We start from the raw sequence: 21,168 nt of genomic DNA on the forward strand, positions 1-21,168 counted from the left end.
GGGGAAGAGGAGGCGGCAGATGCGTGAGATCCGCTACGACCGGGCCGACGGCGTCGCGACCGTGACGATCGACCGCCCGGAGAAGCGCGGCGCGATGACCTACGCGATGCTCGGCGAGTTCGGCGAGGCCGTGGCCAGGGCGGGCGCCGACCCGGACGTGCGCGTGCTGCTGGTGACCGGCGTGCCGGGCAGCTTCTGCTCCGGCATCGACCTCGCCGACCTCGCCGGGCGCTCCCCCGACGAGCGCGGCCGCCCCGGCGGCGACGGCGGCCCGACCGACGAGCGGGGCGGGCGCATCCCGCTGCTGGTCGGCTGCCCCAAGCCGGTCGTCGCGGCGGTCGACGGGATGGCCGTGGGCATGGGCGCGGAGTTCGCCACCCAGGCCGACCTGCGGATCGTCTCCGACCGGGCGCGGTTCCGGTGGAACTTCGTGCACCGCGGGCTGGTCAGCGACACCGGCGCGGGCACCTGGCTGCTGCCCCGCCAGATCGGGCTGGGCCCCGCGCTCCGGCTGCTCTACACCGGCGAGGACCTCGGCGCCCGGGAGGCGCTGGCCCTCGGCTTCGCCACGGCCGTCGTGACGCCGGAGGAGCTGCCCGCCGCCGCGGCCGAGCTGGCCGCCCGCATCGCCGCGTCCTCGCCGTTCGCGGTCGCCCGGACCAAGCAGCTCGCGCTCGACGGGCTCGCCCGCGACCTGCCCGAGCACGTCCGGGCCACCGGCGCCGCGCTGGCCGAGTGCTTCGCCTCCGCCGACCACGCCGAGGGCGTCGCCGCCTTCCTGGAGCGCCGGCCCGCGCAGTTCACCGGCCGCTGACCGGCGGTCAGGGGTTGGCGAGGCGGGCGCCGGCCCGCCCGAGCGCGAGGAACAGCTCCGCGGTGTCGTGCACGAGCTGGTCGCGCTCGACCGGGATCTCGCCGGCCAGCCAGCGCACGAGCAGCTCGCTGAACCCGCCGACGACGAACGCGCCCACCATCCGGTGCGCGACGCCGGGCTCCTCGCCGCCGGCCTCGGCCGCGATCATCCCGGCGATCAGCGAGCCCGACTCCACCCGCCGGTGCGTCAGCCCCTCGTTGCCGCGGCCCTCGACGTAGAGCACCCGGGCCCGGCGGCGGTCGGTGTCGACGAACTCGACGGTGGCCCCGACGAGCGCCCGCACCCTGGCCACCGGATCGGTGCCGGCCGCCTGCACGGCGGCCTCGCCGGCTTCGCGCAGCTCGTCGACCACCCGGTCGAACACCGCCACGACCAGGGCGTCGATGTCGGCGAAGCTCTCGTAGAAGTAGCGGGCGTTCAGCCGGGCCGCGGCACACACGCCACGCACGGTCGTGCCCGCCAACCCGAGGGTGCCCAGCAGTTCGAGACCCGCGTCGAGCAGCAGGGCGCGCCGCTCGGCCACCCGGTCGGCCGCGGGCACGCCAGCCCAGCGGGCCGGCCTGTTCGTCTCGTCAAGTCTTGGCAACGCGCGTGACCATACCTTAGGTTCCTGGCAACGTCCGTTACCAGGAAGGTGGCACCGTGGCCGCTGAGCGCAAGGTCGCCGTGAACGGGGTCGAACTGCACGTGCTCGAGGACGGCCCGCAGGACGGGCCACCGGTGATCCTGTCCCACGGGTTCCCCGAGCTGGCGTACTCGTGGCGCCACCAGCTGCCGGCGCTGGGCGCGGCGGGCTACCGGGTGCTCGCGCCCGACCAGCGCGGCTACGGGCGCAGCTCGCGGCCGGAGGCGATCAGCGACTACGACATCACCCACCTCAGCGACGACCTCATCGGCCTGCTCGACGACATCGGGGCCGAGAAGGCGGTGTTCGTCGGGCACGACTGGGGCTCGATGGTGGTCTGGCAGACCGCGCTGCTGCACCCCGAGCGCGTCGCCGGGGTGTGCGGCATGAGCGTGCCGTTCAGCCCGCGCCCGCCGGCCCCGCCCACGCAGCTGTGGCGCCAGGTCTTCGCCGGCCACTTCTTCTACATCCTCTACTTCCAGGAGCCCGGGGTCGCCGACGCCGAGCTCGATGCCGACGCCGCCAAGGTGATGCGCAGGCTGCTCACCAGCGTGCGCACCGACCGGGTCGTCCCCGGCGACGCGAACGCCGACGACGGCCGCGGCTTCGCCGACCGGTTCCCCGAGCCCGACGGCCTGCCGGGCTGGCTCAGCCAGCAGGAGCTGGACTTCTACATCGGCGAGTTCACCCGCACCGGGTTCACCGGCGGGCTGAACTGGTACCGCAACTTCGACCGCAACTGGGAGACGACCCCGCAGCTGGCGGGCGCGAAGGTGACCGCGCCCAGCCTGTTCATCGGCGGCGCGCTGGACCCGGTGCTCACCCTGGCCCCGCCCGATCGGCAGGCCGAGTGGCTCACCGACTTCCGCGGCACCGTGCTGGTCGACGACGCGGGGCACTGGGTCCAGCAGGAGAAGGCCGACGAGGTGAACACCGCGCTGCTGGACTGGCTGCGCGGCATCGGTTGGGGGAAGTGACATGAGCGAGCGTCCGCTGAACTTCGGCGTCTTCTACGCGCCGTTCCACCCCTACGGCCAGGACCCGACCCTGGCCCTGGAGTACGACCTGGAGCGCATCGAGGCGCTCGACCGCTTCGGCTTCGACGAGGCCTGGGTGGGCGAGCACCACTCCGGGGGCTACGAGCTGATCGGCAGCCCGGAGATCTTCATCGCCGCCGCGGCGCAGCGCACCAGGAACATCCGGCTCGGCACCGGCGTCGTCTCGATGCCCTACCACCACCCGTGGCTGCTGGCCGACCGGATCTGCCTGCTCGACCACCTCACCCGCGGCCGGATCATCTTCGGCACCGGTCCGGGCGCGCTGCCCACCGACGCCTTCACGATGGGCATCGACCCGGTCGAGCAGCGCCGCCGCCACGAGGAGGCGCTGGAGGCGGTGACCGCGCTGTTCACCAGCGAGGAGCCGGTCACCCGGGAGACCGACTGGTTCACCATGCGCGAGGCACGCCTGCAGCTTCGCCCCTACCAGTGGCCGCACCCGGAGATCGCGGTCGCGGCGATGGTGTCGCCGTCCGGGCCGCGGCTGGCCGGCCAGTACGGCGCGTCGCTGCTGTCGCTGTCGATGTCGGCGGCCGCCGAGGGCTTCGCCGCGATCGGCAACGCCTGGGGCATCGTCGAGGAGCAGGCGGCCAAGGCCGGCCGGCCCGCGCCGGACCGCGCCAGCTGGCGCGTGCTCGGCCAGATGCACCTGGCTCCCACCCGCGAGCAGGCCATCGAGGACTGCAAGTACGGCCTGCGGGACTTCGCGAACTACTTCGGCGGTGGTGCCGGATTCGTCCCGCTGTCCGACGGTGGCGATGGCGAGGTCTCCGACGCCGAGTTCATCCGCCAGTACGCCGACAGCGGCCGGGCCCTGATCGGCACCCCGGACGACGCCATCGCCTACATCGACAAGCTGCTCGCCCAGTCCGGGGGGTTCGGCACGTTCCTGCAGCTCGGCCACGACTGGGCCTCCCCGGCGGCGACCATCGAGTCGTACCGGCTGTTCGCCCGGCACGTGATCCCGCACTTCAAGGGCCGGCTGGCCGCGCCGAAGGCCTCCCACGACTGGGCGGTCGGCAAGCGCGAGCAGATCTTCGGTCGGGCCGGCGAGGCGGTCATCAACGCGATCAAGAGCCACGCCGCGGAGCAGGCCGCGCCGCCCGCGACCGAGCAGCAGGGGCAGGCCTGATGCGGGCCGCGGTGCTGAACTCCGGGCAGATCCTCGTCCGCGAGGACGTCGAGGAGCCCGTGCCCGGGCCGGGCCAGGTGCTCGTGCAGGTCAAGGCGTGCGGGATCTGCGGCTCCGACCTGCACTTCGCCAAGCACGGCGCCGACATGCTCGCGCTGGGCAAGCGCATGGAAGGCGTGCCGCGCCTTGGCGGCGGCGACGAGCTCGACCTGGCCCACGACGTCTACATGGGCCACGAGTTCGCCGGCGAGGTCATCGAGGCCGGGCCGGGCACGACCGCCCCGCCGGCCGGGACGCTGGTCACCGCGTTCCCGATCCTGCCCCGCCCGGACGGCTCCGGGATCGACGCGATCGTCTACTCGAACCGCGTCAAGGGCGGGTACGGCGAGCGGATCGTGCTGTCCGCCCCGCTGCTGCAGGAGGTGCCCAACGGCCTGCCCGCCCACCACGCGGCGCTCACCGAGCCCATGGCGGTGGGCCTGCACGCGGTCAACCGCTCGGGCATCGAGGCCGGGCAGAAGGCCGTGGTGCTGGGCTGCGGCCCGGTCGGGCTGGCGGTGATCGGGGCGCTGAAGGTGCGCGGCGTGCGGTCGATCGTGGCCGCCGACTTCTCCCCCGCCCGCCGGGCACTGGCCACCGGGCTGGGCGCCACCGACGTCGTCGACCCCCGCGAGGAGACGGCGTGGGCCCGGGCAGGCTCGGCCGCGCCGGTCGTGGTGTTCGAGGCGATCGGCGTGCCCGGCATCCTCGACGACATCCTGCGCTGCGCCCCGGCGCAGTCGCGCGTGGTGGTCGTCGGGGTCTGCATGAACGCCGACACGGTCAACCCGTACTTCGGCATCAGCAAGGAGCTCAACCTCCAGTTCGTCCTCGGCTACACGCCAGAGGAGTTCGCCGCGTCGCTGCGCTCGATCGCCGAGGGCGAGATCGACGTGGCCCCGCTGGTCACGGCCCGGGTCGGGCTGGACCGCGTGCCGTGGGCGTTCGAGGCGCTCGGCGACCCCGAAGAGCACTGCAAGATCATCGTCGAGCCGTGAGCCGGAGCTGAGATGACCGAGTGGATCAAGGTGGCCACCCAGCTGGCCGAGGAGTTCGCGCCCCGTGCGGCCGAGGTGGACCGGGAGGCGCGCTTCCCGTTCGAGAACATCGAGCGGATGAAGGAGGTGGGCTACCTCAGCTCGGTGGTGCCCACCGAGCTCGGTGGCGGCGGTGCCGACCTGGCCACCTTCGCCGCCTGCCAGAAGATCATCGCCGGCGCCTGCGCGTCGACGGCGCTGGCCACCAACATGCACCTGTTCGGGGTCGGCGCGGCCGCCGAGGGCTGGAACGGCGGCGAGCGCGCCGCCGAGCCGATCTTCCGGATGGTCGCCGCCGGGGTCGTGGTCGGCGGCAGCCTCACCGACGCCGCCACCGGCCTCAACGTGCGCACCTCGTCGACCCCCGCGCAGCCCGTCGAGGGCGGCTACCTGATCAAGGGCCGCAAGTCGTTCTGCTCGCTGGCCCCGGTGCTGCAGTTCTTCTGGGGCACCGCGGCCGACACCGAGACCGGCCGGCTGCTGCTGTTCGGGCTGGGCCGCGACACCCCCGGGCTGAAGTTCGTCGACACCTGGGACACCATGGCGATGCGCGGCACCGGCTCGTGGGACGTCGTCTTCGAGGACGTCTTCGTGCCCGACGCCGCCGTCCAGCGCGGCAGCGACCCCAGCGCCCCGCCGGTGTGGGACGCCGCCCAGGAGCGCACCTTCGCCTGGTTCGCGGTCTCGATCGCCGCGGTCTACCTGGGCATCGCGCGCAGCGCCGCGCGGTTCGCCTACGACTACGTCACCGGGCGCACCGTCACCGGGGCGTCGCTGCCGATGGCGCGCCAGCCCGCGCAGGTCGCCGGCGCCGCGGAGGTCGAGCTGCTGCTGCGCCCGGCCGAGGCGATGGTCAACGACGTGATCAGCCGTCGGGCCGCGGGCGAGATCCTGGCCCCCTCCGACATCCAGGCCCTCAAGTACGTCTCGGTGAACGCGGCCGACGCCGCCGTCGACCGCTGCGTGCGGATGGTCGGCGGGCACGGCATCTTCCGGAAGCTGCCGCTGGAGCGCTACTACCGCGACGTGCGGGCCGGGCAGTTCCACCCGCCGTCCAACGACGTCGCGGTGGAGACGATCGGGAAGGCGGCGCTGGGCATCGACCCGGCGGCCGAGCCGCGCTGGCCCGCCGACTAGGGAGCGGCACCGAGCGGGTGCACGCCGTCGTCGCAGCGTGGCGCGGCGGTGTGCACCGTCCACCGGTTCCGGTCAGCGTGCCACGGCGTGCACCAGCCACCCGGTGACCGCGCCGGAGCCCAACACCCGGCCCATCCGCTCCTCCTGGTCGGCGGCTCCGGGCCGCTCCGCGGCCGGCAGAGCGGGGCGAGGGGGCGGGCCTCGCAGCGCCGCGTGGGTGTCGCAGCGCGGGCTGGGTTCTCGCAGCGCGCCGGCGGGCTGCGACGACCCCGCCAGGTCTGCAAGACGGCCTGATCACATGACGGACCGCCCCGCTCACCGGTCCGCGCGGCGGGTCGGGTCAGCGGTCGGCGATGCGCCGCACGAGCGCCACCACCGCGGCCGCGCCGTCGTCGGCCCGGACCGCTGCTGACAGCGACCGCGCCGCGTCCCGGTGGCGCGGGTCCCCGACGGCCGCGGCCAGTGCGGTCGCGAGCCGGGGGACGTCCAGCCTGCGGAACGGCAGCACGGTCGGCGCGCAGCCCAGCTCCACCAGCCGGCGCGACCACAGCGGCTGGTCGGCGAAGACCGGGGTGGGCACCGAGGGCACGCCGGCGCGCAGGGTCGCCGCGGTCGTCCCCGCTCCGGCGTGGTGGACCACCGCGGCGACCCGCTCGAAGAGCCACTCGTGGGGCACGTCGCCGACCTCCAGCACGTCGGGCGCGTCGACCCGCAGCCCCGCCCGGCCGGCCTGGACGATGCCCCGCACGCCGGCCCGGCGCAACGCGGCAGCGACGATCGGGCCCAGCCGCGCGCCGTGCCCGCCGGCCATGCTGCCGAAGGAGACGAAGACCGGCGGCGGGCCGGCGTCGAGGAAGGCGGTGAGCTCGGCGGGCGGCTGCCAGTCCCGCTCCGGTGGCCACCAGTACCCCACGACGTCGAGGCCTGGGCGCCAGTCCGGCGGGCGGCGCAGCACCGCCGGGCTGTGCCCGTGCAGGATCGGCCAGCCCGCGCGGGCCTGCTCGGCGGCGGTCTCGCCGACCGAGCGGCGCGGGAGGCACAGCTCGCGGCGCAGCTGCGCGGTGGCCCGGTGGAACGGGATCATGCTGCGCAGGCCCAGCTCACCGAGCAGCCGGTTGCCGCGGCGGCCCCACGAGCGGGCCGAGTGCAGCACGATCGGCGGGAAGTCGCCGGTCGGCGTCATCGGTTGGCAGTGGAGCCCGGCGCTGGGCAGCCCGAACGCCTCGGCGACGTCGTAGCCGAACGGCGCCGAGCCGTTGACCAGCAGCAGGTCCGTCGAGGCCGCGGCCTCGACGGTGCCTAGCGCGGCCAGGCGCAGCAGCTCGGTCAGCCGGGGCACGCGGCGGGCCTGGTAGGCCGGGGTCGAGCGCTCGGGCAGGTCGAGCAGCACGCCGAGGTCACCGGGCAGCGGGTGGAACCCCAGGCCGGCCTCCGCCACCAGGGCCGCGTAGGAGGGGTGCGCGGCGATGGTGACCGCGTGCCCCTCCCGCTGCAGCCGGACGCCGAGCCCGGTGTAGGGGACGACGTCCCCGCGGGACCCGACGGCCACGACGAGGATGCGCACTCCGCCGACCGTATCGGGACGATCACGCGCGGGGTTCGCCGGCTCCGGACGCTAGAAGGGCAGGCCGGTCTCGATCTGGGCCAGCGCCGCGTCGACCGCCGCCGCCGGGTCGGCGCCGGGTGTGCGCGCGCAGTCCATGAGCACCCCGAGCGTGACGCCGACCAGGGCGTCGGTGAGCGCGCGGACCGCCGCGTCGTCGGGCCCGCGGCCGACCCGCTGGGCGACCAGTTCGTTCAGCAGCCGCCTGGCCCCGGTGAGCGTGCCGAGGTTCGCCCCCCACAGCTCGGGGACCACCAGCCAGAGCAGGTCGCGCTCGTAGCGCGCGGCGCGCTCCTCCGGTTCCATCTCGGCGAACACGGTGCGCATGGTGCGGCGCAGGGCCTGCACTGGGTTCAGCTCGGCCGGCTGCCCGGTGAAGACCTCGGTGAACCGGGGCCGCATCGACAGGTAGTCGGCCAGCACCGCCAGGTCTTCCTTGCTCTCGAAGTACCGGAAGACGGTGCTGGGCGCGACCTCGGCCGCGGCGGCGATCTGCTCCACGGTGGTGGCGTGGAAGCCCTGCTCGCGGAACAGGCGCAGCGCGTGCCGCTGGATCGCCGTCTTCGTGCGGGCCTTCTTCAGCTCCCGCAGGCCCGTCTCCCTGCCCACGGCAGCATGCTACCGGTCGACTCCCCTATAGGAGTACGCTCCGAAATAGGAGTCAACTCCTAGAAGGGATCGACCATGGACCCCATCACGTTGCCCGACCGGCGCACGCCCGGCTGCCCGTTCGACCCGCCCCCGGAGCTGGCCGGGTTGCCCGGCCCGCTGACCCGCATGGCCTTCCCCGACGGGCACGTCGGCTGGCTGGTCACCGGGCACGAGGTCGCCCGTGCCGTGCTGTCGGACCCGCGGTTCAGCATCCGGTCGGAGCTGAGGCACTCCGCGCTCCCCCGCCCCAACGTCACACCGGGGGGACCGGGGGGAGCGGCGCCCGGGTGGTTCGCCGGCATGGACCGCCCCGACCACACCCGCTACCGGCGGCTGCTCACCGGCCACTTCACGGTGCACCGCATGCGCGGGCTCGAGGCGCGGATCGCCGAGATCACCGCCGAGCGGCTGGACGCCATGGCCTCGGACGGGCCGCCGGCCGACCTGGTGACCGCGTACGCGCTGCCGATCCCGTCGCTGGTGATCTGCGAGCTGCTCGGCGTCCCCTACGCCGACCACGCGTTCTTCCAGCGGCGGACCGAGATCGTCGTCGACGTGGACAGCCCCACCGAGCAGGCCGCCGGGGCCGTGCGCGAGCTGGCCGGGTACCTGCACGACCTCGTGCGCGGCAAGCGCGCCGAGCCCACCGCGGACCTGCTCGGCGACCTGCTCACCGGTACCGACCTGACCGACGCCGAGCTGACCAACATCGCGATGCTGCTGCTCGTGGCCGGCCACGAGACCACCGCGAACATGCTCGCCCTCGGCACCTACGCGCTGCTGCGCCACCCCGAGCAGCTCGACGCGTTCCGCGCCGACGCGGCGCTGACCGACAGCGCCGTCGAGGAACTGCTGCGCTGCCTGTCGATCCTGCACCTCGGCGCGCCCAACCGGGCGGCGCTGGAGGACGTCGAGCTGGCCGGGCAGCTCGTCCGCGCGGGCGAGACCGTGGTGCTCGCCCTGCCCGCGGTCAACCGCGACCCCGCCCGGTTCGTCGACCCGGACGCCCTGCGGCTCGACCGCGACGCCCGCCAGCACCTGGCGTTCGGCTTCGGCGTGCACCAGTGCCTGGGCCAGCAGCTCGCCCGGATCGAGATGCGGATCGGGTTCCGCGCCCTGTTCGAGCGGTTCCCGACCCTGCGCCTGGCGGTCCCGGCCGACGAGGTCCCGATGCGCGACTCCGCCATCGTCTACGGGGTGCGCCGGCTCCCCGTCGCCTGGTAGGCCCGGGGCCGCATCAGCCCTCGGACAGGCGCCAAGCGGCGGAGTCCTCGATGCCGAGCGAGCGGGCCCAGACGGTGGTCAGCGCGTCGAGGACCTCGGTCTCGTCGTAGGGCTGGCCGAGGCAGAACCACACGTAGCAGACGTGGTCGGCCATCGCGCCCAGCACCTGGACGATCATGTACGGGTCGACGTTGGGGTCGGCGACGCCGGCGGCCTGCTGGCGCTTGACGCTGCGCGCCAGCTGGGCCAGCCAGGCCTCCCGCACGTGCAGCCGGGTGCGGCGCATCTCCGGGGTGAACGTGCCGGCCTGCTCCATGAGCGCGATCATCATCGCGTTCTCGCGGTAGACCTGCAGGTAGCGGCGCAGGCCTGCGCGCACCCGCTCGTACTGCGACGCCCCCGGCTCGATGTCGATCTCGGAGAAGTCGGCCATCATCTGCTCGACGGTCTTCTCCGCGACCTCCCGGAAGATCGCGTCCTTGGAGTCGAAGTAGCTGTAGAACGTGCCCTGCGCGACCCGCGCCTCGGCGACGATGTCGGCCACCCTGGCGTCGACGAAGCCGCGGTCCTCGAAAACGGCGCGCGCGGCCACGAGCAGCTGGTCGCGGCGGGCCTGGCCCTTGCCGGTCTGCGGGCCGGTGTCGCGGCGCAGCTGCTGGGGATCGCTCGGGCCGGTCACCCGCCTGCCCTGCGCGCTGCCTCCTCGCGACGCCATCAGCCAACCCTACCCGCGGGTGACCGCCGGACCGCGCCGGTCGCAGGGCCGGTCACGGGGCCCCGCGCAGCTCGCGCTTGAGGATCTTGCCGCCGGCGTTGGTCGGCAGCGCCTCGACCACCCGGAACTCGGCGGGCACCCTGTAGTGGGCCGACTGACCTCGGAGCCCACGAGCCGGTAGGTCAGCGGCACGTGGACCGCGCCCAGCTTGAGGCGGGCCAGCACGATCTCGACGTAGCGGTGCAGTCGGGCGCGAACCCGGCGAGCCGGTCGCCGCGCCCGACGCCCTGCGCACGCAGCGTCGAGACGAGCTCGTTGACCCGCGAGTCGGTCTGCGCGAAGGAGTGCTCGGAGCCGTCGGCGAACAGGAAGCAGGCCCGGTCGGGGAAGCGGGTCGCCGACAGCGGCAGCGCCTCGCCGAGGCAGATGGTCGGTCCGGCCGGGCGCTCATGCCGGCACCACCGGGGCCGCTACCGGCCGGTCCAGCGGGGCGGGCGCTTCTCGGCGAACGCGGTGGCTCCTTCGCGGGCGTCGTCGGAGGCCGACACCGGCCCGGCCAGCTCGCCCTGCCGGCTCCACTGCTCGTCGTCGGGCCAGGCCAGCGCGCCCTGCACGATCTTCTTGCTGGCCGCGACGGCCAGCGGCCCGTTCGCGGTGATCTCGCCGGCCAGTGCCAGCGCCTGCCGCAGCGCGGTGCCGCTCGGCACCAGCCGGTTGACCAGGCCCAGCTCGTGGGCCCGGGTGGCCGGGATGTGGTTGCCCAGCAGGGCCAGCTCCATGGCCTGGTGGTACGCGATGCGCCGGGGCAGCTTGAGCAGCCCGCCGCCCGCGGCCACCAGCCCGCGCCTGACCTCGGGGATGCCGAAGGTGGCGTCCTGCGCCGCGACCACCAGGTCGCAGCCCAGCACGATCTCGAACCCGCCGGCCAGCGCGTACCCCTCGACCGCGGCGATCAGCGGCTTGTCCGGGCCCTTCTCGACCAGCCCGGCGAGCCCGCGCCCCTCGATGATCGGGCGCTCCCCCCGCACGAACGCCTTGAGGTCCATGCCGGCGCAGAAGGTGCCACCCGCCCCGGTCAGCACGCCCACCCGCAGGTCCGGTTCGGCGTCGAGGCGCTCCATCGCCGCCGCGATGCCCCGCGCCACCGTCCCGTTCACCGCGTTGCGCGCCTCCGGCCGGTCGATGGTCACGACCAGCACCCCGTCCACCGGGACGGTGACCTGGACCGCCATCCCGCTCACCCCCGCCCGCGTTCGGAGAACGGCAGGTGCCGTTCCGGGTCCGGATCCTTCGGCAGGCCCAGCAGCCGCTCGCCGATGATGTTGCGCTGGATCTCCGAGGTGCCCCGGCGATCGCGTAGGTCTTGCTGCGCAGGAACGGTACGCCGCCGGGGGCGGCTCACCGGGCTCCCGGGCCAGCGCGTCCGGTCCCACCTCCGAGCCCTCGCCGACGGCCAGGCTCCCGGACAGCCCGTTGCGCTCCTGCATCGGCGTGGCGATCGCGGCCGCCCAGCCCTGGCCGACCGGGCCGAGGCGGGCACGCCGAAGTCGGCGTGCGGGCGTAGGAGCTCCACACCGTCCGCCTCTGCGCGCACGACGGCCAGCGTGCAGCCGACGTGACGTCGACGTCAACATTATCCACCCGCGGGCTCGTGAGCCGGTGCTTCGCCGCCGAGGCGGGGTTGACACCGCCCCGGACCACTGCCCATGCTCCCACCTGACGACGACGTCACAATCACGAAATCGGGGAGCGGTCGGGTCTCAGCGTCGCGGGCCGGCCGCCCTCCCGCACACCGCGTCGTCGCCCCCACGCCGCCGAACGGGAGCGCCCTCGCATGCTGACCGGCCAGGAGTACAAGGACTCGCTCAAGGACGGCCGGAGGGTCTACTTCCAGGGCCGCCTGGTCGAGGACCTCGACGCCACGCCCGGGTTGGCCGAGCCCCTCAACGCGGTCGCCGAGGGCTACGACAAGTACCACTCCTCGGCCCCGGACGCGGTCAACCCCGTCGTGAGCGGCCCGCGCAGCGTCCAGGAACTGCGCGACCGCATCCCCGAGCTGATGGAGCTCGACCTCGCGCTCAACGTGACCTACCAGTCGCTGATGACGCTGGTGGTCGCCGCGGCCCGGATGCAGGACTCGGGCGACGGCCGGGTCCCGGTCTACATCCCCCGCATCAACGCCTACGTGGAGCGGGCACGCCGCGACGACATCCGCATCGTCGAGTGCATCACCGACGCCAAGGGCAACCGCAGCCTGTCCCCCGGCAAGCAGGACGACCCCGACTCCTACGTGCGGGTCGTCGAGCGCCGTGACGACGGCGTGGTCATCCGCGGGGCGAAGCTGCACATCAGCGCGGCCGCGCTGGCCCACGACATGATGGTCATGCCGACCAAGACCATGAAGCCGGGCGAGGAGGACTACGCCATCGCCTGCGCGGTGCCGGTCAACGCCCCCGGCGTGCACATCACCAACACCACCTACCACCCGCTGCACGGCGACCCGCGCGACTACCCGGTCTCGAGCCACCACTCGATCCCGGACTCGATGTGCATCTTCGACGACGTGTTCGTGCCGAACGAGCGGGTCTTCCTCGACGGCGAGACCGAGCACGCCGCGGTGTTCGCGCACTCGCTGGGCCTGTGGGAGCGCCTTGGCGGGGTCTCGTTCATGGTTCAGCAGGCCGACGAACTGGTGGGGCTGGCCTCGCTGATCGCCGAGGCCAACGGCATCGCCCGGGTGCAGCACGTGCGGGAGAAGATCGACGAGATGATGATCCACGCCACCCTGCTGCGGGCGGCGCTGGAGGCGGCGATCGCGAACGCGCGCTCCACCCCGGAGGGCTACTTCTACCCCGACGACATGTACACCAACGTCGCCAAGTACCAGGGCGCCGTGCAGTTCACCACGATGGTCCGCCACCTGCACGACATCGCGGGCGGCGCCGTGGTGACCGCCCCGTCGATGGCCGACTTCGACAACCCCACCCTGCGCCCGTTCCTGGACAAGTACATGGGCACCGGCGGGGGGATCTCCGGCGAGTACCGCTCGAAGCTGTTCCACGCGATCCGGGACACGACCGCGGACGCCTACGGCGGCTGGCACCTGGTCACCAACATCCAGTCCGGCGGGGGGCTCTACGCCCAGCGCCTGGTCACCCGCAGGAACTACGACCTCGACCGGGCGCGCGCGCTCGCGCTGAAGGCGGCCGGCCTGTCCAGCTGATCTCCCCGGCCGGAGGCGTCGGTCACCGGCGGTTGACCTCCACACGACTGCAAGTCCTAGCGTCGGGCACGTGGACCCGGAACCGGACGAGATCAGCCGCTGGGTGGACGAGCACGTGCGGGCGCTCCCGCTGGACGGGGTGCCCGAGCTACCGCCCGCGCTCTCGGGCAGGGCGGTGGTCGGCATCGCCTCGGCGGTGCGCTCGGCCCGCGAGCTGGTGCTGGCCACCCACGCGCTGCTGCGGGCGCTCGTCGCCGACGGCGTGCGCGCGGTCGCCATCGAGGGCACCGACCAGCCCTACCGCACCGCGGAGGCGCTGGACCGGTGGGTCCGCACCGGCGAGGGCGACCCCGATGCCCTGCTGCGGGCCAGCCAGGGCTTCCTGCACCACGAGGAGGCCGCCGCCGTCCTGCGGTGGCTGCGCTCCTACGCCCGGGAGCACCCCGAGGACCCGGTGCGCGTCGTGCACGACTCCCCCGCCCGCGACGACCCCGCCGACCTGGAGGCGGTGGAGCGCGAACTGGCCCGCCGCGACCTCGACTGGCACCGGCGCACCGGGCAGCGCGTCGCCCACTGGGGCGGCACCGCGCACGTCGTCGCGGCGGAGCAGCGGGTGATCCCGACGACGCCGTGGGAGACCCACGCCAACGCGGGCGGGCTGCTGCGGGAGGCGCTCGGGGACGACTACGCCGTCATCGCGCTCACCTTCGGGCACGGCAGCGTTCCGTACCCGGTGCCGCAGGTGGCCGCGGGGTTCAGCGAGTCGCTGCTGGCCGCGGCCCCGGGGCCGGTGCTGCTGGCGCTCGACGAGCTGCGCGGCGCACCCGAGGGCCTGCGGGCGTGGGCGGCGAGCCCGCTCGTGACGCGGATGATCGGCCCGGTCTACGACCCGGCGCGCGACACCGATTTCCGCGTCGAGGCGGGCCCGCTCTCGCGCAGCGTCGACGTCCTGGTCCACGTGCCCGTCGTCACCGCGGTGACGCCGCTGCCGGCGCTTGCCGCGTCAACGGGCCGGGATTAGCGTCGCAGCCGAAGATCATGTCGGTCCCCGGGAGGACGCATGCCGGCTGCGGGCGCGCCACTGCGGCGGATGGGGTTCCTGACCATCGGGCTGTTCGACCCCGACGACCCCGCGGCGGGCCACGAGACCACGCTGCGGATCATCGAGCTGGGCGAGCGGCTGGGCTTCGACAGCGCCTGGGTGCGCCACCGCCACCTGCAGTTCGGCATCTCCTCCCCGGTCGCCGTGCTGGCCGCGGCGTCCCAGCGCACGCGGCGCATCGAGCTGGGCACCGCGGTCACCCCGCTGGGCTGGGAGAACCCGCTGCGCGTCGCCGAGGACTGGGCCACGGTCGACGTGCTGTCCGGGGGCCGGTTCAACCCGGGCTTCAGCATCGGCACGCCGATGACCTACGAGCACGTCCGCTCGGCGCTCTACCCCGACACCGGTGACGTCGAGGACTTCACCACCGAGCGGGTGCTGCGGGTGCTGCGGCTGGTGCGCGGCGAGCGGGCCAGCGACTTCGCCGGCCGGCAGGGCATCGAGCAGTTCTCCGACCGGGTTCAGCCGCACTCCCCCGGGTTGGCCGGGCGGATGTGGTACGGCGCGGCGGGGCTGAAGTCGGCCCGCTGGGCCGGTGAGCAGGGCCTGAACCTGCTGACGAGCAGCGTCGTGCGGGCCGATGACCCGGACACCCCACCCGACTTCGCCCAGATCCAGGCCGCGTCCATCCGGGCCTTCCGCGCCGCCCACCCCGACGGCGACGCGGCGCGCGTCTCGCACGGCCTGGTCGTGATCCCCACCGACAGCGCCACGGCCGAGCAACGGGCCAAGTACGCCGCCTACGTCGAGGCCCGCACCCCGCGCACCGCCGAGCCGCAGGGACCGGCCCGGATGATGTTCGCCCGCGACCTGATCGGCACCTCCGAGGAGATCGCCGAGCAGCTGCACGCCCACGCCGGGTTCCAGCTGGCCGAGGAGACCGCCTTCGCGCTGCCGTTCAGCTTCGCGCCCGACGACTACGTGCAGATCCTCACCGACATGGCCACCCGCCTCGGGCCGGCGCTGGGCTGGGCGCCCGCCACGACCGGCTGATACGTGCATTTCTGCACGTCCGACGGTGCCCTGCGACGCGGAACCCGGCGGCGGGCCGCGGCACGGTCGAGCCGGGGGCGGGGACCCGCCCGTGCCGACCGGGGAGCCGCCATGACCGAGCACGCGCACCGCACCGCGACCGGGGAACGGGTCGCCGTCGTCACCGGGGCGGCGGGCGGACTGGGCCGGGTGGTCGTCGCCGAGCTGGCCCGCCGCGGCTGGACGGTGGTGGCGGCCACCCGCACCGCCGCCGCGGGCGAGGAGCTGTGCGCGGGGTGGCGCGCCGCGTCGGCTCCGGCCGCGTCGAGCGGCTCGCGGCCGACCTGTCCGACCTCGCCGACGTGCGCCGCCTCGCCGAGGACGTGCGGGCCCGCCACGACGCGGTGCACCTGCTGGTCAACAACGCCGGGGCCACCTTCCGCGAGCACTCCGTGACCGGTGAGGGCGTCGAGCGGCACGTCGCGGTGAACCACCTGGCCGGGTTCTGCCTGACCACCATGCTGCTCGACCGGCTGCGCGCGGGGGCGCCGTCGCGGGTGGTGAACGTGGTGTCGGCGACGATGGCCGACACCCGTCGCCTGCCGGTGCGCCGCACCCCGCGGCCGGTCCGCCTCGACCCCGCTCAGCTCGACGACCTCACCCGGCTCAACCCGGCCGCGGGCTACGCCCAGTTCGAGGCCTACGCGCGGGCCAAGCTGCTGACGGTCATGTGGGGGTACCGGCTGGCCGAGCAGCTGGGCGGCAGCGGGGTCGCGGTGAACGCCGTGCACCCCGGGGTCGCGGCCACCGGCATCACCGCGGACGCCCTCCCGGCCGCGATGGCGCCGCTCGCCGGCGCGCTGCGGCGGCTCCTGCTGACCCCGGAGGAGGGGGCGCGGGCCGTCCTGCGGGTGGCCACCGACCCCGACCTCGACGGCGTCACCGGGCGGTACTTCCTGCGCGACGAGCAGGCGCGCTCGCCGGAGGTGTCCTACGACCCGGGCCTGCAGCGGCGCCTCTGGGACGCCAGCGCCGCCCTCGCCCAGGGTCGGACCGTGGCCTGAGCACCGCTCAGCCGGCCGGCCGCAGCACGCCCTCGATGAGGGTCCGCTGCAGCTGGTCGGCGGTGTCGACGTCGGGTTGCCGGTCGGCGATCACGTCCGCGTAGAGGAACGACTCGCCCAGCCTGACCAGCGCGTAGGCGAGCGCACCCGGCTCGATGAGCGGCACCAGGGCGAACTCGGCGATGTCGCGGCGCAGGACGGCCTCGACGTGGCCGGTCACGCCGGTCCGCACCCGCCGACCGGGCCCGGTGATCACCCGGATCGTCGCGGTCGGCTCCTCGTCGAGCAGCCGGCGCAGCCCCTTCGACCGCGACACGATCCCGTTGAACTCCCGGAACGTGCCCGGCGAGTGCAGCGCGCCCGCCGGGCGCCGGGACTCCCAGCGCTGCACCGCGGCCTCCAGGCTGGCCTCGGCCAGCACCCACAGCGCCTGGTCGAGCAGGTCCTCGCGGGTGCCCACCTGCCGGAACAGCGTCACCCGCGAGATCCCCAGCTCCTCGGCCAGCCCGCGCATCTCCAGCCGCCGGCAGTCGCGGACCCACTGCGCGGCCAGCGCGACCGCGGCCGGTACGGGCGCGCTCCCGGTCACCGCTAGCCCGCTCCCGCGCGTCGGCGCCCGATCAGCGTCGACAGGGCGACCGCGGCCACCAGCGCGGCGCCGGTGAAGAAGTCGGTGATCCACTGGTCGACGTCGTTGAGGTTGAGCCCCGACAGCGCGAACGCCACGAAGAACACCGCCAGCAGCGTGCCCAGCACGTTGAACCGCCCGGGGCGGATCGCGGTGGCGCCCAGGAACGCCGCGGCGAGCGCGGGCAGGGTGAGGATCTGCCCGCCCACCTGGGGGTTGGCGTTGCCGTTGCGGGCCACCAGCAGCACGCCGGCGATCGCGGCCAGCGTGCCCGAGAGCACGAAGCTGGCCAGCACGAGGCGCCGCACGTCCAGCCCGACCAGCCGGGCCGCGGTCGGGTTGGACCCGATCGCGTGCAGGTAGCGGCCGAACGGGGTGTGGCCCAGCAGGTAGTAGACGACCACCGCCACCGCCGCGAGCGCGAACAGGATCTGCGGGACGCCGAACAGGCTGGCCGACCCCAGGCTGGTCAGCGTCGGGTCCGAGATGATGATCGTCGCGCCGTTCGCGTACAGCGTGATCAGGCCGGTGATCACGCTGGCCATGCCGAGCGTGGTGATGAACGGGTTCACCCCGACGTAGGCGACCAGGAAGCCGTTCACCGCCCCGATCACGACGCCGATCACCAGCGCCAGCAGGACCGCCAGCCACAGCGGGCCCTCGTACCGGGTGAGCACCGCGGCCGTGGAGAGCGCGGTGAGCCCGGCGACCGAGCCGATGGTCAGGTCGAACTGCCCGCAGACCAGCGGGACGATCGCGGCCAGTGCGAGCACCCCGGGCACCGCGTAGGTGCCCAGCACGCTCTGCAGGTTGGCCGCGCTGCGGAAGGTCCCCGGCCGGTCCCAGAAGTTGGCGAAGAACAGGAACAGCAGCACGAACAGGATCAGCAGGCCGTACTTCTCCAGCAGCGGCGCCACGCGCGACCAGCCGGCGCGCGCCGGGGCCGGGCCGGCGGTCCCCGCAGCGGCGGGCCCGGTGCCGCTGGTCTTCTCGTCGGAGTCGGTGGTCATCGGGCGACCTCGCTGGGGGTGTCGGCGGCGCGCGGTTCGTCGGCGCGGCGGGCGTCGGTGGAGGCGAAGGCCAGGTCGGTCATCCGGTGCGGCGCCATCTCGGTCCCGGACAGCTCGGCGACGATCCGGCCCCCGGCCAGCACCACCACCCGGTCGCAGACCCGTGCCAGCTCCTCGAAGTCGGAGGTGACCACGATGACCGAGGTCCCCCGCTCGACCGCGGCGCGCACCACCGCGTAGATCTCGGCGCGCGCGCTGACGTCGACGCCCTGGGTCGGCTCGTCGAGCAGCAGCACCCGCGGCGTGCGGCGCAGCCACCTGGCCAGCACGGCCTTCTGCTGGTTGCCGCCGGACAGGGTGCTGAACGGCTGCTGGTCGCCCGACGCCCGGATCCCGTACTCGGCGATCGAGCCGCGGGCGTCGGCGGCCTCGGCGCCGTGGCGGTGGCGCAGGCCGCGCCAGTAGCGGCGGACCTGGCCCGCGGAGAGGTTCTCCCGCAGGCTCATCTCCGGGAACGCCGCCTCGGCCGCCCGGTCCTCGGGGATGTAGCCCAGCCCGGCGTCCATGGCCTGGTCGACCGAGGCGAACCGCACCGGCCGCCCGTCGAGCAGCACCTCCCCCGCGGCGATCGGCATCGCGCCGAAGATCGCGGTCAGCAGCTCGGTGCGACCGGACCCGAGCAGGCCGGCCACCCCGAGCACCTCGCCCCGGCCCAGCACCAGGTCGACCCCGCGCAACGGCCCGGCGACCAGGCCGCGCACCTCCAGGGCCCGTTCCCGGGCACCCGCCGGCTCGGTCTCGGGCAGCACCTCGTCCAGCGGCCGACCGAAGATCATCTCGACGAGGTCGCTCTCGGTGCGGCCAGCCACGTCCACGGTGCCGACGTGGCGGCCGTCGCGCAGCACGCTGACCCGGTCGGCGATGGCGATCACCTCGTCGAGCCGGTGGGTGACGAACACGATCGTCTGCCCGGCGACGGCGTAGCGCCGGATCGCCGCGAGCAGCACGTCGACCTCGGACGCGGGCAGCGAGGCCGTCGGCTCGTCGAGGACCAGCACGCCCTCGTGCTCGCCCTCCTGGTCCTGCAGGGCGCGGGCGATCGCGACCATCGTGCGGTCCGCGGGGCGCAGCAGGCCGACCGGCGTGTCCGGGGTGGCCCGGATCTGGAAGCGCTCCAGCAGCCCGACGGTGCGCCTGCGCAGCGCCTTCCACCGGATCGCGCCGGCCCGGCTGGTCTCGAAGCCGCGGCCGATCGCCATGTTCTCGGCCACGGTCATGGTCGGGAAGACCCCGGGGTCCTGGTGCACGAAGTGCACCCCGGCCGCCCGGGCCCACGTTGGGGAGGTGCGGTCCGAGGCCACGACCGCGTCCCCGACGGCCAGCTCACCGCCGGGGTCGCCGCGGTGCACCCCGGCCAGGACCTTGATCAACGTCGACTTCCCCGACCCGTTGCCGCCCAGCAGGGCGTGCACGTGGCCCGGCTCCACCTCGATCGAGACGCCGTCCAGCGCCCGGGTCCCGGGGAAGGTCTTGGACAGCCCGGTGACGCGCAGCGCCGGGGCGCCCGTGCCGGTGCCGCCCGGCACTAGACGCCCCACGCCTTCTTGTAGACCGAGCGGAAGTCCGGCGACTTCTCGTACGCCGCGCCGACCTCGCTCGGCAGCCCGTGCTCGGCGTCCACCAGCGTCCAGCCGATGCCGCAGTCGACCGGCTCCTGCCCGATGAACACGCTGTTCAGGGCGTCGATGGTGGCCCAGCCGATCCACGCGGGCGGGGTGATGTTGACGACGTCGACCGCGCCCTGGCGCATCAGGTCCAGCTCGGGGGCGAAGCCCTCGCCGCCGATGACGAAGACCTTCCCCTGCCGGCCGGCCTTCTGGATCCCGCTGGCGATCCCCAACAGCGTCGCCCCGGTGTAGGGGCTCTTGACCACGTTGACCTCGGGGTGCTTCAGCAGCTCCCCGGCCACCTTGGCCTCCAGGTTCGGGCCCAGCTCCGAGACCAGGAAGGTGGAGTAGTTGATCGTCCCGCCACCGGCCTTGATGGCCCGCTGGAAGCCCTCGTTGGTGTAGTCGAGGATGCGGAACTCCTCGTCGTTGAACTGCAGGACGTTGGTCTCGGCGCCGAACTTCGCGATCGCCGTCTCGCCCTGGAGCTGGCCGTAGAGGCGGGTGAACTCCCCCGGGTCGCCGTTGGCCGATGCGAAGAACGGCACGGCGTCGAACAGCGGCTGGCCCCCGAACTTCGGGTCGTCGCAGTCGAACGAGTACCCCGCCGCGATCTTGATCCCGGCCGCCCGCGCCTCCTCCAGCGGCTGCGACACCAGCGGGCAGTCGATGGCCTGCAGCGAGATCGCGTCCGGCTGCGCGGCGATCGCCTGGCGGACCAGCCCGGGCCACAGCGACGGGTTGCTCTGCCCGTCGAGCAGCTGGGTCTCCCAGCCCAGCGCCTGCGCCGCCTCCATCTGCCCGGCCAGCGGGATCGCGGTGGAGATGCTGTTCTGGCCCGAGGAGATGAAGATGACCCGCTTGGCCTTCGCGCCGGGGCGCGGCGTCGGGTCGGGCAGGGTGCTGGTCCCCTCGTAGCCCTTCTCGACCGCGGCCGCCGCGGCGGCCTGGGCGTCCGCGGCGACCGGCCCGGCGGAGGGTTCGGAGGGCGAGGACTGCACGCGGTCCTCGCCGCAGGCGCCCAGCGCCAACGCCGACACGGCGAGCAGGGCGATCACGCCACGACGGCATGCGGACATGGACGAACTCGTCATTGAGCACGCTCCTGGTTGGCCTACGGGCACTACCGGGGAGCGGACGCTACAGATCGCCAATATGTTTCACAAGACGTCGCCCCATCGCCGCCGCACGCCTCCTACCAGCGGCGAAGCGTGTCCGGATCGTCCGTTGGGACGCACCGGATTGTGCGCAACGTCCATGGCCGCGCAAGCGGCCCGCACTGAGGTGATCTCAGCAAGATCTGCGTAGCTCGATCTGCTCGAAATGGGTGAGCACTCGTGCGGCAGCGACGATGTCACCGATTCTCGACGGGCTTGCGGTGGTGTGGCGTAGAGCGCGCCAGCGGCC

The 21,168-nt window shown here is 74.1% G+C and carries 20 protein-coding genes and 1 pseudogene; 11 read left to right on the plus strand and 10 right to left on the minus strand.

Going from position 1 to position 21,168, the window contains the following annotated elements:
* Nucleotides 1-19 precede the first annotated feature (19 nt).
* A complete protein-coding gene (locus tag KIK08_RS17675; protein WP_214404275.1) occupies nt 20-814 on the plus strand; it encodes an enoyl-CoA hydratase/isomerase family protein in 795 nt (264 codons plus the stop codon).
* 7 nt (nt 815-821) lie between these two features.
* Here KIK08_RS17675 and KIK08_RS17680 read toward each other — a convergent pair whose 3' ends face one another.
* Entirely contained in the window at nt 822-1,415 is a 594-nt protein-coding gene (locus tag KIK08_RS17680) for a TetR family transcriptional regulator (RefSeq protein WP_214404276.1), read from the minus strand.
* A gap of 101 nt (nt 1,416-1,516) precedes the next feature.
* Between KIK08_RS17680 and KIK08_RS17685 the strand changes: the two genes are divergently transcribed.
* The 4 genes from KIK08_RS17685 to KIK08_RS17700 are packed head-to-tail and all read left to right on the plus strand — an operon-like array spanning nt 1,517 to nt 5,902.
* Entirely contained in the window at nt 1,517-2,476 is a 960-nt protein-coding gene (locus tag KIK08_RS17685) for an alpha/beta fold hydrolase (RefSeq protein WP_214404277.1), read from the plus strand.
* A 1-nt stretch (nt 2,477) separates the two neighbouring features.
* The gene (locus KIK08_RS17690; RefSeq protein WP_214404278.1) at nt 2,478-3,689 is read left to right on the plus strand and encodes an LLM class flavin-dependent oxidoreductase; all 1,212 of its coding nucleotides are present in this window, start codon (nt 2,478-2,480) and stop codon (nt 3,687-3,689) included.
* Nucleotides 3,689-4,726 (plus strand): zinc-binding dehydrogenase, encoded by a 1,038-nt coding sequence (locus KIK08_RS17695; protein ID WP_214404279.1) that lies wholly within the window; start codon nt 3,689-3,691, stop codon nt 4,724-4,726. The genes KIK08_RS17690 and KIK08_RS17695 overlap by 1 nt, the downstream gene beginning before the upstream one ends.
* A 12-nt stretch (nt 4,727-4,738) precedes the next feature.
* Entirely contained in the window at nt 4,739-5,902 is a 1,164-nt protein-coding gene (locus KIK08_RS17700) for an acyl-CoA dehydrogenase family protein (protein ID WP_214404280.1), read from the plus strand.
* Between the two features lie 340 nt (nt 5,903-6,242).
* Here KIK08_RS17700 and KIK08_RS41765 read toward each other — a convergent pair whose 3' ends face one another.
* Nucleotides 6,243-7,466 carry a glycosyltransferase gene (locus KIK08_RS41765; protein ID WP_214404281.1) on the minus strand — a complete coding sequence of 408 codons (1,224 nt, stop codon included), beginning with the start codon at nt 7,464-7,466 and terminating at the stop codon, nt 6,243-6,245.
* 51 nt (nt 7,467-7,517) lie between these two features.
* Nucleotides 7,518-8,114, minus strand: a complete 597-nt coding sequence (locus KIK08_RS17710) for a TetR/AcrR family transcriptional regulator (RefSeq protein ID WP_214404282.1) — start codon at nt 8,112-8,114, stop codon at nt 7,518-7,520.
* 75 nt (nt 8,115-8,189) lie between these two features.
* Between KIK08_RS17710 and KIK08_RS17715 the strand changes: the two genes are divergently transcribed.
* Nucleotides 8,190-9,380: a cytochrome P450 gene (locus tag KIK08_RS17715; protein ID WP_214404283.1), complete on the plus strand. Its 1,191-nt coding sequence runs from the start codon at nt 8,190-8,192 to the stop codon at nt 9,378-9,380.
* Nucleotides 9,381-9,393: 13 nt separating this feature from the next.
* On the opposite strand, the gene KIK08_RS17720 is transcribed toward KIK08_RS17715, so the two are convergent.
* The 3 genes from KIK08_RS17720 to KIK08_RS17730 form a co-directional block, all read right to left on the minus strand.
* On the minus strand, nt 9,394-10,095 hold the full coding sequence (locus KIK08_RS17720; RefSeq protein ID WP_214404284.1) for a TetR/AcrR family transcriptional regulator: 702 nt from the start codon (nt 10,093-10,095) through the stop codon (nt 9,394-9,396).
* A 470-nt stretch (nt 10,096-10,565) separates the two neighbouring features.
* Complete coding sequence (locus KIK08_RS17725) at nt 10,566-11,327, minus strand: crotonase/enoyl-CoA hydratase family protein (protein ID WP_214404285.1); 762 nt, start codon at nt 11,325-11,327, stop codon at nt 10,566-10,568.
* A 5-nt stretch (nt 11,328-11,332) separates the two neighbouring features.
* Nucleotides 11,333-11,497: a hypothetical protein gene (locus KIK08_RS17730; protein ID WP_214404286.1), complete on the minus strand. Its 165-nt coding sequence runs from the start codon at nt 11,495-11,497 to the stop codon at nt 11,333-11,335.
* Between the two features lie 432 nt (nt 11,498-11,929).
* Between KIK08_RS17730 and KIK08_RS17735 the strand changes: the two genes are divergently transcribed.
* From KIK08_RS17735 to KIK08_RS17750, 5 genes and pseudogenes are all read left to right on the plus strand, one after another.
* Entirely contained in the window at nt 11,930-13,318 is a 1,389-nt protein-coding gene (locus tag KIK08_RS17735) for a 4-hydroxyphenylacetate 3-hydroxylase N-terminal domain-containing protein (protein ID WP_214404287.1), read from the plus strand.
* A gap of 70 nt (nt 13,319-13,388) precedes the next feature.
* On the plus strand, nt 13,389-14,339 hold the full coding sequence (locus KIK08_RS17740) for an erythromycin esterase family protein (RefSeq protein ID WP_214404288.1): 951 nt from the start codon (nt 13,389-13,391) through the stop codon (nt 14,337-14,339).
* Nucleotides 14,340-14,378: 39 nt separating this feature from the next.
* Entirely contained in the window at nt 14,379-15,413 is a 1,035-nt protein-coding gene (locus tag KIK08_RS17745) for an LLM class flavin-dependent oxidoreductase (protein ID WP_214404289.1), read from the plus strand.
* Nucleotides 15,414-15,524: 111 nt separating this feature from the next.
* A pseudogene (locus KIK08_RS40020) lies at nt 15,525-15,641 on the plus strand (hypothetical protein); the annotation flags it as partial.
* A 38-nt stretch (nt 15,642-15,679) separates the two neighbouring features.
* Nucleotides 15,680-16,456: an SDR family NAD(P)-dependent oxidoreductase gene (locus tag KIK08_RS17750; RefSeq protein ID WP_308257698.1), complete on the plus strand. Its 777-nt coding sequence runs from the start codon at nt 15,680-15,682 to the stop codon at nt 16,454-16,456.
* A gap of 7 nt (nt 16,457-16,463) precedes the next feature.
* On the opposite strand, the gene KIK08_RS17755 is transcribed toward KIK08_RS17750, so the two are convergent.
* The 4 genes from KIK08_RS17755 to KIK08_RS17770 are packed head-to-tail and all read right to left on the minus strand — an operon-like array spanning nt 16,464 to nt 20,819.
* On the minus strand, nt 16,464-17,045 hold the full coding sequence (locus KIK08_RS17755) for a QsdR family transcriptional regulator (protein ID WP_214404291.1): 582 nt from the start codon (nt 17,043-17,045) through the stop codon (nt 16,464-16,466).
* Nucleotides 17,046-17,047: 2 nt separating this feature from the next.
* Nucleotides 17,048-18,094: an ABC transporter permease gene (locus KIK08_RS17760; RefSeq protein ID WP_214404292.1), complete on the minus strand. Its 1,047-nt coding sequence runs from the start codon at nt 18,092-18,094 to the stop codon at nt 17,048-17,050.
* Entirely contained in the window at nt 18,091-19,680 is a 1,590-nt protein-coding gene (locus KIK08_RS17765) for a sugar ABC transporter ATP-binding protein (protein WP_214404293.1), read from the minus strand. Before KIK08_RS17765 ends, KIK08_RS17760 begins: the two co-directional genes overlap by 4 nt.
* Entirely contained in the window at nt 19,680-20,819 is a 1,140-nt protein-coding gene (locus KIK08_RS17770; RefSeq protein WP_214404294.1) for a sugar ABC transporter substrate-binding protein, read from the minus strand. Before KIK08_RS17770 ends, KIK08_RS17765 begins: the two co-directional genes overlap by 1 nt.
* Nucleotides 20,820-21,168 lie beyond the last annotated feature (349 nt).

This window comes from Pseudonocardia lacus (genome assembly GCF_018531445.1).
GTDB lineage: Bacteria > Actinomycetota > Actinomycetes > Mycobacteriales > Pseudonocardiaceae > Pseudonocardia > Pseudonocardia lacus.

Bases quoted from the DNA above. Each gene is read 5' to 3' on its own strand.
- KIK08_RS17725 (WP_214404285.1), bottom strand. From the start codon at position 11,327: ATGGCGGTCCAGGTCACCGTCCCGGTGGACGGGGTGCTGGTCGTGACC.
- KIK08_RS17735 (WP_214404287.1), top strand. From the start codon at position 11,930: ATGCTGACCGGCCAGGAGTACAAGGACTCGCTCAAGGACGGCCGGAGG.
- KIK08_RS17760 (WP_214404292.1), bottom strand. From the start codon at position 18,094: ATGACCACCGACTCCGACGAGAAGACCAGCGGCACCGGGCCCGCCGCT.
- KIK08_RS17715 (WP_214404283.1), top strand. From the start codon at position 8,190: ATGGACCCCATCACGTTGCCCGACCGGCGCACGCCCGGCTGCCCGTTC.
- KIK08_RS17690 (WP_214404278.1), top strand. From the start codon at position 2,478: ATGAGCGAGCGTCCGCTGAACTTCGGCGTCTTCTACGCGCCGTTCCAC.
- KIK08_RS17675 (WP_214404275.1), top strand. From the start codon at position 20: ATGCGTGAGATCCGCTACGACCGGGCCGACGGCGTCGCGACCGTGACG.
- KIK08_RS17695 (WP_214404279.1), top strand. From the start codon at position 3,689: ATGCGGGCCGCGGTGCTGAACTCCGGGCAGATCCTCGTCCGCGAGGAC.
- KIK08_RS17720 (WP_214404284.1), bottom strand. From the start codon at position 10,095: ATGGCGTCGCGAGGAGGCAGCGCGCAGGGCAGGCGGGTGACCGGCCCG.
- KIK08_RS17745 (WP_214404289.1), top strand. From the start codon at position 14,379: ATGCCGGCTGCGGGCGCGCCACTGCGGCGGATGGGGTTCCTGACCATC.
- KIK08_RS17700 (WP_214404280.1), top strand. From the start codon at position 4,739: ATGACCGAGTGGATCAAGGTGGCCACCCAGCTGGCCGAGGAGTTCGCG.